An 8486-nucleotide genomic window follows, 5' to 3' on the forward strand; every position below is an offset into this window, starting at 1 on the left:
GAACAGGGCCCTGGAGAGTAGCGCGGATGCGCCCCCGGTTTCGATCATTGCCGCGCGGTGCGCCGCGTCATTCCTGCACTTCAGTACGCGTGCCGAACGCGTGCGACAGCGTGCCGCGATCCACGTATTCCAGTTCGCCCCCCAGCGGGAGACCCTGCGCGAGGCGGCTGGGCCGCACCTTGTAGCTGCGCGCCATCTGCGCCAGGTAATGCGCGGTCGCTTCGCCTTCCACGGTGGCACTGGTGGCGATGATCAACTCGTTGACCTCGCCTTGCTTCAGGCGCGCCTCCAGCTGATCCAGGCCCAGCTCGCGCGGACCGATGCCATCCAGCGGCGACAACCGCCCCTGCAGCACGAAGTACACTCCACGGAACCCGGTGGCCGTTTCGATCGCCAGGCGATCGGCCGGTGATTCCACCGCGCACAGCTGCTGGCGCTCGCGGCTGCCGTTGGCGCAGACCGCACAGATCTCTGTCTCGCTGAAATCCCGGCACTGTTCGCAATGCCCGATCCGCTCGATCGCCTTGGCCAGCACCTCGGCAAGCTTCTGGCCGCCCTCGCGCTCGCGCTCCAGCACGTGGTACGCCATGCGCTGGGCGGTCTTCTGGCCCACGCCCGGCAACACGCGGAAGGCCTCGATCAATTGTTCGAGCAGGGGCAGGCTCATGGCGGATCGCTCATCTCAGAAACAAGCGCGCGAAGCCCGAAGGCTTCGCGGCGCGGTCACCACGGTCGCGCCAGGCAGACACCCGGCGCAGGCGGTGGGTCAGAACGGCAGCTTCATGCCCGGGGGCAGCTGCATGCCGGCGGTCGCCGAACCCATGCGGTTCTTCGACTCGGCGTCGATCTTGTTGGAGGCATCGTTGAACGCGGCGGCCACCAGATCTTCGGTCATTTCCGCATCGGACAGCACCGACGGATCGATGCGCACCTTGCGGCATTCCTTGGTGCCGGTCAGGGTCACGCTGACCATGCCGCCGCCGGCGCTGCCGGTCACTTCCAGCTTGGCGAGGTCTTCCTGGGCCTTCTGCAGGTTCTCCTGCATCTTCTGGGCCTGCTGCATCAGTTGGGCGATATTGCCGCGCATGGGTCTTTACTCTTCAAAAGGACGAATGGAATCGGCGACGACCCGGGCACCGTGTTGCTGGACCAGCAACTGCACCGAAGGATCGGCCATGAAAGCGGCTTCCGCCGCCGTTTGGCGTTCGCCACGCTGACGGTCAGCGCGCTGATGCAGGGTCTCGGCACCGGCTGCACCGGTATCGATCACCAGGCGCGGGGCCTGCCCCAAGGGGCCGGTCAACGCCGCGATCAGCGCCGCCTGCGAGCGGTCCGAACTCAAGTACTCAAATCCGGGCGAAATCGCCAGTTTCAAGACGCCGTGCTGGTAGCTGATGAACGCCGAGTGCGCGGCCAGCTGTTTGGACGGGCCATTGAGCTGGCTGCCAGCCACCAGTTCCAGCCAGGCATCGGCGGTCAGGTCGCCCTGTGGCTCCGAGGGCGCGGTATCCGGCGCCGAGGGGGCGATGGCGATGCCCTCCGGGCGGGACACCGGGGCGGGAGCTTCCCGTGCAGGCGCGGGAGCAGCCGGTGCCACGGTCCGCTCGGCCGGCGCTTCCCACGGGGCGACCATGGCCGCATCCGGGGTGGCCATTTCAGCAGCCAGCGCTTCGTCGCGATCGGCGGCATCGCTTTCACGGTGCCACGGCGGCAGATCGTCGTCGGCCGCGGGGGCTGAGACGGCAGGCTTGGCCGGTTTCACCGGTTCGGCGGCTGCCGGGACTGGGGCAGGCTTCTTGGGTGCCGGCGCCATGGGCGCCTCGGGCGCTGCGGAGACCGGCGCAACGACGGGGGCCACAGCGGCCGCCTGAGCGACGGGGGCGCTCGCCTTGGTCGGCGCTGCGGCCGGAGCCGCGCTCGCTGACGCAGCGGCCATGCCGGTGCCCTGGCCGCTGGCCTGGCCACCACTGTTCACCTCGGTCCCGGTGCCCGGATCGCGGGGCACCGGCGGTACGGCGGCGGCCGGACGGAACGCCAGCATGCGCAGCACGGCCATCTCGAACCCGGCGCGCGGGCTCGGGGCCAGGTGCAGGTCACGACGGCCGCCCAGGGCCATCTGATACCAGAGCTGGACCACTTCCGGGCGCAGCCGCTGGGCGAAGGCCTCGGCATCGATCCCCTCGCCCGCCGTCGCGGCGCCCGGCACCAGCTGCTGCACCTGGATCCGGTGCAGGGCTTCGGCCAAGGCATCGAGCACCCCGCTCCAGTCCGGCGAGAACTCGGCCAGCAGGGCCACGGTCTGCAGCAGGCGCGGGCCATCACCATCGGCGAGCGCATCCAGCATCGCCGCGACCTGGGTGCGGTCGACCGTGCCCAGCATCGCGCGCACCACGTCCTCGCGCAGCGCGCCGCCGGCATAGGCGATCGCCTGGTCCAGCAGCGACAGGCCGTCACGCAGGCTGCCATCGGCCGCCTTGGCCAGCTGCACGATCGCGGTCGGGTCGGACTCGATCTCCTCGGCGGCCAGGATCTTGGTCATCTGGCCCTGGATCTGGTCCTCGTCCAACCGCTTCAGGTTGAACTGCAGGCAGCGCGAGAGCACCGTCACCGGCAGCTTCTGCGGATCGGTGGTGGCCAGCAGGAACTTCACATGCTCCGGCGGCTCTTCCAGCGTTTTGAGCAGCGCATTGAACGCCGCCTTGGACAGCATGTGCACTTCGTCGATCAGGTAGACCTTGTACTTGCCCCGGGAGGGCATGTACTGGGCGTTCTCGATCACCTCGCGGACATCATCCACACCGGTATTGGACGCAGCATCGATCTCGAGCAGATCGATGTAGCGGCCGGAGTCGATATCCAGGCAGGCCGGACACTGACCGCATGGATCGGCGCTGGTGCCCTGCTCGCAGTTCAGCGACTTGGCAAAAATACGGGCAATGGTGGTCTTGCCGACCCCGCGGGTGCCGGTAAACAGGAACGCATGGTGCACCCGGCCGCTGTCCAGCGCATTGCTGAGCGCACGGACCACGTGTTCCTGGCCCACCAGCTCGGCAAAACGCTTCGGACGCCACTTGCGGGCAAGGACGAGATAGGACATCAGGCCACCGTCTTCATCGGGACGACCATTGTGCCACGCCTGTCCAGCCCCCCTGCCCCCTGTGACGAACCGCTTGTGCGATTCCGATTCCCCCGCTAGAATCTGCGCCCCTGCAGCGGGTTATTGCAGCAGGTCCGGAGAGGTGTCCGAGCGGTTGAAGGAGCACGCCTGGAAAGTGTGTAAGCGTCTAAACCGCGCTTCGGGGGTTCGAATCCCCCTCTCTCCGCCAGACAAATAAAAAGGCCGCCCCCAGGGGCGGCCTTTTTATTTGTGCGACGGACAGCATGGGGGCCGAGAACCCCAATGGGTTCGACGGATTCGCCAGGAGCGAATCCGGACAGCCGAACGGCTGGCCCTGGAGCGCGTCAGCGCGGAAGGGCTGGGTGCATGGATGCAGCCAGCAATCCCGATGAAGCGGCCACCCTGCATCCGAAGCCTCTGCGTCGCCACCGCTAACGGTAGAGCCGACCGCTGGTCGGCTGCTCTTTGCGCAGCCAACCCATGCCAAAGTCCCCCCATGCCCACCCTGCGCCCCTACACCCCAACCGACGCCCCCGCCTGCCTGGCACTGTTCGACACCAACGTGCCGCGTTACTTCGCCCCACACGAACGCCACAACTTCGCCACTTACCTGCTCCACCCACACCGCGCCCACGACTATCTGGTCATCGACCACAACGGCCACCTTGTCGCCTGCGGCGGCCTGGCCCTCGACAACGAACACACCGCGGCCTTCTGCTGGGGCATGGTTGACCGCACCCGTCATCGCCAAGGCCTCGGCACTGAGCTCTCCCACGCACGCCTGGCCCACGCAGAAACGCTCGGCGCCCAGCGCGTAACGCTCAGCACCAGCCAGCACACGCAGGCGTTCTACGCCGGCCTCGGCTTCGTCATCACCCACATCACCCCCGATGGGCATGGCCCCGGGCTGGATGCGGTGGAGATGGCACTCGAACTGGCGCCACGTTGAGCGGCGCCAGTGATTGGAGTGCGTCAGGGTTACGTCAGCCACGCATGGCGTGGCTCTACCCCCGAGCGCGCAGCGTGCATTTTGAACGCCTCAGCTGCTGCTCAACTTCATCAACACCAACCCGCTCACGATCAACACCGCCGCGGCAATCCGCATCGCGCTGACCTGCTCGCCGAGGAAGGTAATACCGATCACGAACGCACCGACCGCGCCGATGCCGGTCCAGATCGTGTACGCGGTGCCCAGCGGCAACGTGCGCATTGCCAATGACAGCAGCCAGAAGCTGGCGATCATGGTGACGAGGGTGATGATCGAGGGGGTGAGCTTGCTGAACCCCTCGGACTGCTTCATCGAGAACGCCCAGACGATTTCCAGTACACCCGCTGCCAACAGATAGATCCAGGCCATGCGGCCCTCCTTGATGGGGGCCAGGCCGTCCTGGTCAGTGATTCCCGAAATGGGGGAGGCCGTTCCTCCTGTGCCGCGCATTTTAGCAACCCGCCCGCACATTGGCCGCTCCGTATCACGACGGGCTACACGGGATTCAGCCTCCGCGTCTGGCACTGCGTGCCACGCATGCGCTAGAATGCGCGACTGCACTGCCGGGCCTGTTCCTGCGGTGCACCTTCCGCCTGCGGCCGGCTGATCCCTGATCGCCCTGCAGCCGGAACGTCTCTATGGTGGCCCCGTCGGCCCCTCGCGACGCTAGGTCGAAAATCCCGCCAGGGCCGGAAGGCAGCAACGGTATCGATCGACGCGGGCGCCGAGGTCAGCCGGCGGGGCCGCCACCTTTTTGGGCCCCCTGTTTTCCTTCGCGATGCTGCCGCTCAAGGCGCCGCGGGCGTGCCCTGATGAAACACCACCCGCCATGCCTCGCCGTGCAGCCGCCACAGCGAGCTGCGCAGCACCTCACGTTGGCGCACCCCTTCGATCACATACCAGCTGCGGTATCGCACCTGCGCCAGCGTCGGGGCCAACAGAGCGACGTCATAATCGCAGGACACGATCTCCACCTCCGCGCGCTCACGCGGAATCTCGGCCAACGCAGCAGCACGGTCGAAACAGGTGCCCGAGCTGCCGATCTCGCGAAAGTCATCATCCAACAGTGCCGCCAACTGCGCGACATCACCGCGAACCGCCGGCGCATGCAACGCGCGTTCGAGCGCCTGCAGCTGGGCGGCCAGCGCGTCGTCCATGCTCAGGGCGGATCCTGGGCCAGCACATGCATGGCGGTCGGGGTGGCCAGCGCCACACGCTCACCGGGCAGGGCCACACGGTGGCCACGCTGGCGCAGCGCCTCGCCGTCCGTCTCGCTGGCGTAGTGATAGAGCATCATCCGCGCCTGCAGCTCGGGCGTGTACTCACGCTCCAGGTCGTCCACACCGGTGTGCGAGGGATTGCCGTGCAGGCCGCAGTCGTGGGCGATCAGTTCGTTGTCGTCGGCGTAGCGCGCCAGCATTTCCGGAATCGGGCGGGTATCACCACTCCAGGTGACCGCACCCTTCAGGCGCAGGCCATAGGCGGTTTCCGGCCAGTGATGACGCACCGGGAAGACTTCCAGACGCACGCCGTCATGCCAGAACGCATCGCCGACCACGATCAGCTGGAACGCATCCCAGAAGTTCGCACCGCCCTCGGCCAGCACGTTCGGGTAATCGGCCACGCGCTTGTGCAGCAGCGGCACGACCGTCGCCGGCACGTAGAGGCGGATGCGCCCACGACGCTGCGGCGAGAAATACGCATCCACGAACAGGCGTTCGAAACCGGCGACATGGTCCAGGTGCACATGGGTGACGAACAGTGCCTGCGGCACATGCCCGTAGTGCGCCTGGAAGGCGGTCAGCCCTTCCCCGCCGCAATCGATGGTGAGCCACGGGCGGCCATCGCGCTCGATCACCGCCATCGGCGAACCCAGCTGCACGGCCGACGCATTGCCGACCCCCATGAAACGCAATGCCCAGTCCATCAGTAACCCCGGTTCCAGGCCAGGTCGTAGGCGCGGCGCAGCCGTGCGTAGTCCTTCTCGACATCCTCATGGCTGCGCTCACCGCGCAGCTTGATCAGCGAGCGCAGCAGCCGCTTGAGATTGCGTTCGCGCCAGCGGGTGGCGGGAATGCGCAGCACGCCGCGATCGAAATCGATCAGCCACCCGTGGCCGTTGGCGTCGAACAGAATGTTGTGGGCGTTGAGATCGGCATGGTCCAGCCCGGCGCGATGGAAGCGCGCGATCAGCCGGCCGGTCTCTTCCCAGGGAGCGCCGCGCCCGGCGACCAGCGCCCGATCGGCCAGCGAGCGCACGCCCTCCAGCCGCTCCATCAGGATCGCCGCTTTGTAGCGCAGGCCTTCGCGCATGTAGAACGCGGCGATCGGCCGCGGCACCGGCAGCTTCTGCGCGTGCAGGGCGCGCATCAGCCGGAATTCGGCAAAACTGCGGGTGCGGTTGGCGCCGCGCCAGAGGTAGTGGTCCCGGCTGAGCTTGGCCGCCAGGCCGCCGCGCAGGTACTGGCGCAGCACGGCATGACCGAAGGGGGCATCGACGAACCAGGCGCCGCCGCGACCGCCATCGGCGACCGGTCGTGCCCGCTCGCCCCAGTGGGCCGGCGCGAACAGGCTCATCTCGGCTTGCCGCAAGGCTTCGCGGTCGAACAGAATGGCACCGATACCGCGTCCATCGCGGCAGGGCGTCAGCGCTTCAGTGGCGTCGAATGCGACCATTCCTTCGAGTCTAACAACACCATGGCACCAACGTCCTCTTCCTTGTGTCTTTTGCGTTTGTCCGCGCTGGGGGACGTGACCCATGTGGTGCCGCTGGTGCGCACCCTGCAGCAGGCCGATCCCGGCGTGTCGCTGCACTGGATCATCGACAAGGCCGGCCACAAGCTGCTCGATGGGCTGCCGGGCGTGACCTTCCACAGCTACGACAAGAAGACCGGCCTGGCCGGCATGCGCGCCCTGCGCGAGAGCCTCCCTGCGGGGCGTTTCGATGCGCTGCTGCAGATGCAGGTCGCCTTCCGCGCCAACGTGCTGTCTGCCTTCGTGCCGGCCAAGCGCCGCATCGGCTACGACAGATCGCGCTCCAAGGACCTTCACGGGCTGTTTATCAATGAGCGCATCCCCGACCGCCCGGGCATCCACGTGCTCGACGCGATCGGCAGCTTCTGCGAGCCACTGGGCCTGAAACAGACCGAGGTCAGCTGGGATCTGGCCGTGCCGCCGGCGGCGTTCGAGTGGGCCAATGCCCAGTGGGCCGACGACGGCCGCCCGGTGCTGATGATTTCGCCCTGCTCCAGCCACGTGCGCCGCAACTGGTATGCCGATCGCTATGCGGCCGTGGCCAACCACGCCACCGCGCGCGGCTGGCGGGTGGTGCTGTGCGGTGGGCGTAGCGATCTGGAGCGCGGCATGGCCGATGCCATCCAGGCGCAGCTGACCACCCCGCCGCTGGATCTGGTCGGCAAGGACACCCTCAAGCAGCTGCCCGCGCTGTTGGCGCGCGCCGCACTGGTAATGACGCCCGATTCGGGCCCGATGCATATCGCCAACGCGATGGGCACCAAGGTGCTGGGCCTGCACGCGGCCAGCAACCCGCACCGCAGCGGCCCCTACTCCGACCGGCGCTACTGCGTGGACCGCTACGACGACGCCGCGCGCAGATTCCTGGGCAAGCCGGCCAGCGAACTGAAGTGGGGCGCGAAGGTCGAGTTCGACGACGTGATGCAGCTGATCACGGTCGAGGACGGCATTGCCGCCTTCGAGCGCTATGTGGCCGATTACGCCCCGCGCGGCGCGTAATCCTTGTACGACTTCTCTTCCACGTAGAGCGAGCCCAGCGCCAGGTTGATGTCCTTCTTGATGCGGGCACGCTCATCGTTCTGCTGGTAGACGCTGCGGGCCAGTTCGACGAAGTGGTCGTCGAAGGCCTGGGCTTTGTCCTGCAGGCGGATGTTGTCTTCGATGTCCCACAGGCGCTCGTTGACGGCCTTGAGCTCGGCACGCAGGCGGGCGATGTCCTTGACCCCGGCCGGGTGCGCCATCCAGGTCTTTTCCAGCGCGCTCAGCTCGGTGCGGATGTTGGCCAGCTTGGCCTCGTCGCTGATGCGCTCGGATTTGATCTGCAGGATCGAGATCTTGTCGAGCAGTTCACCGAAGGACACGGGGACGAGGATTTCAGCGGTCATGGTGGGGATCCGTTACGTGAGGCGGGCAGTTTAGCGGAGCGCATGTTGGAGGGGTGTGGCCTGAGGGTGCGGCCCCTCGGGTAGAGCCACGCCGTGCGTGGCTGCGCGGTGATCGGGAGGCAGCCACGCATGGCGTGGCTCTTATCTCTTGCCGATCTGGCACTTTAGGTGCCGAGAGCCCGGCGTGGGCGACCGTGTGGCTCTAGGTCTTGCGACCGCTGGGTAGCTTGGGTCCCCACGC

Annotated in this window: 10 protein-coding genes, 1 tRNA gene and 1 other RNA gene; 4 read left to right on the forward strand and 8 right to left on the reverse strand. The window is 67.2% G+C overall.

The window, feature by feature from the left end; genetic code table 11:
• Window positions 1-67 precede the first annotated feature (67 nt).
• The 3 genes from recR to dnaX form a co-directional block, all read right to left on the reverse strand.
• Window positions 68-667, reverse strand: a complete 600-nt coding sequence (recR, locus tag ABE483_RS14980; protein ID WP_259261179.1) for a recombination mediator RecR — start codon at window positions 665-667, stop codon at window positions 68-70.
• A gap of 99 nt (window positions 668-766) precedes the next feature.
• A complete protein-coding gene (locus ABE483_RS14985) occupies window positions 767-1087 on the reverse strand; it encodes a YbaB/EbfC family nucleoid-associated protein (RefSeq protein ID WP_019185335.1) in 321 nt (106 codons plus the stop codon).
• A gap of 6 nt (window positions 1088-1093) precedes the next feature.
• Window positions 1094-3097: a DNA polymerase III subunit gamma/tau gene (gene dnaX / locus ABE483_RS14990; RefSeq protein WP_346481954.1), complete on the reverse strand. Its 2004-nt coding sequence runs from the start codon at window positions 3095-3097 to the stop codon at window positions 1094-1096.
• A gap of 136 nt (window positions 3098-3233) precedes the next feature.
• On the opposite strand from dnaX, the gene ABE483_RS14995 reads away from it, so the two are divergent.
• Together ABE483_RS14995 and ABE483_RS15000 are read left to right on the forward strand one after the other, a co-directional pair.
• Window positions 3234-3326 (forward strand) — tRNA-Ser (locus tag ABE483_RS14995).
• 288 nt (window positions 3327-3614) lie between these two features.
• Window positions 3615-4067: a GNAT family N-acetyltransferase gene (locus tag ABE483_RS15000; protein WP_346481955.1), complete on the forward strand. Its 453-nt coding sequence runs from the start codon at window positions 3615-3617 to the stop codon at window positions 4065-4067.
• A 90-nt stretch (window positions 4068-4157) separates the two neighbouring features.
• Here ABE483_RS15000 and ABE483_RS15005 read toward each other — a convergent pair whose 3' ends face one another.
• Entirely contained in the window at window positions 4158-4475 is a 318-nt protein-coding gene (locus ABE483_RS15005; RefSeq protein ID WP_123728503.1) for a multidrug efflux SMR transporter, read from the reverse strand.
• 278 nt (window positions 4476-4753) lie between these two features.
• Between ABE483_RS15005 and ffs the strand changes: the two genes are divergently transcribed.
• An RNA gene (gene ffs / locus ABE483_RS15010) (signal recognition particle sRNA small type) lies at window positions 4754-4850 on the forward strand.
• Between the two features lie 44 nt (window positions 4851-4894).
• Here the strand turns inward: ffs and ABE483_RS15015 are convergent.
• Genes ABE483_RS15015 through ABE483_RS15025 form a run of 3 tightly spaced genes read right to left on the reverse strand, consistent with a single transcriptional unit; the run spans window position 4895 to window position 6782 of the window.
• Window positions 4895-5263, reverse strand: a complete 369-nt coding sequence (locus tag ABE483_RS15015) for a nuclear transport factor 2 family protein (protein ID WP_346481956.1) — start codon at window positions 5261-5263, stop codon at window positions 4895-4897.
• 2 nt (window positions 5264-5265) lie between these two features.
• Window positions 5266-6033: an MBL fold metallo-hydrolase gene (locus ABE483_RS15020; protein WP_346481957.1), complete on the reverse strand. Its 768-nt coding sequence runs from the start codon at window positions 6031-6033 to the stop codon at window positions 5266-5268.
• Window positions 6033-6782: a 3-deoxy-D-manno-octulosonic acid kinase gene (locus ABE483_RS15025; protein WP_313212245.1), complete on the reverse strand. Its 750-nt coding sequence runs from the start codon at window positions 6780-6782 to the stop codon at window positions 6033-6035. The genes ABE483_RS15020 and ABE483_RS15025 overlap by 1 nt, the downstream gene beginning before the upstream one ends.
• A gap of 21 nt (window positions 6783-6803) precedes the next feature.
• On the opposite strand from ABE483_RS15025, the gene ABE483_RS15030 reads away from it, so the two are divergent.
• Window positions 6804-7859 (forward strand): glycosyltransferase family 9 protein, encoded by a 1056-nt coding sequence (locus tag ABE483_RS15030; RefSeq protein WP_346481958.1) that lies wholly within the window; start codon window positions 6804-6806, stop codon window positions 7857-7859.
• Here ABE483_RS15030 and ABE483_RS15035 read toward each other — a convergent pair.
• Window positions 7838-8245, reverse strand: coding sequence for a DUF6165 family protein (locus ABE483_RS15035; protein ID WP_019185792.1), 408 nt, complete (start codon window positions 8243-8245; stop codon window positions 7838-7840). The two genes, ABE483_RS15030 and ABE483_RS15035, sit on opposite strands and share 22 nt — an antisense overlap.
• Window positions 8246-8486 lie beyond the last annotated feature (241 nt).

It is taken from the genome of Stenotrophomonas sp. TWI602 (assembly GCF_039674045.1).
Lineage (GTDB): Bacteria > Pseudomonadota > Gammaproteobacteria > Xanthomonadales > Xanthomonadaceae > Stenotrophomonas.

Excerpts from the sequence above, each read along its gene's own strand:
- recR (WP_259261179.1), bottom strand. The coding sequence starts at position 667 with ATGAGCCTGCCCCTGCTCGAACAATTGATCGAGGCCTTCCGCGTGTTG.
- ABE483_RS14985 (WP_019185335.1), bottom strand. The coding sequence starts at position 1,087 with ATGCGCGGCAATATCGCCCAACTGATGCAGCAGGCCCAGAAGATGCAG.
- dnaX (WP_346481954.1), bottom strand. The coding sequence starts at position 3,097 with ATGTCCTATCTCGTCCTTGCCCGCAAGTGGCGTCCGAAGCGTTTTGCC.
- ABE483_RS15000 (WP_346481955.1), top strand. The coding sequence starts at position 3,615 with ATGCCCACCCTGCGCCCCTACACCCCAACCGACGCCCCCGCCTGCCTG.
- ABE483_RS15005 (WP_123728503.1), bottom strand. The coding sequence starts at position 4,475 with ATGGCCTGGATCTATCTGTTGGCAGCGGGTGTACTGGAAATCGTCTGG.
- ABE483_RS15015 (WP_346481956.1), bottom strand. The coding sequence starts at position 5,263 with ATGGACGACGCGCTGGCCGCCCAGCTGCAGGCGCTCGAACGCGCGTTG.
- ABE483_RS15020 (WP_346481957.1), bottom strand. The coding sequence starts at position 6,033 with ATGGACTGGGCATTGCGTTTCATGGGGGTCGGCAATGCGTCGGCCGTG.
- ABE483_RS15025 (WP_313212245.1), bottom strand. The coding sequence starts at position 6,782 with ATGGTCGCATTCGACGCCACTGAAGCGCTGACGCCCTGCCGCGATGGA.
- ABE483_RS15030 (WP_346481958.1), top strand. The coding sequence starts at position 6,804 with ATGGCACCAACGTCCTCTTCCTTGTGTCTTTTGCGTTTGTCCGCGCTG.
- ABE483_RS15035 (WP_019185792.1), bottom strand. The coding sequence starts at position 8,245 with ATGACCGCTGAAATCCTCGTCCCCGTGTCCTTCGGTGAACTGCTCGAC.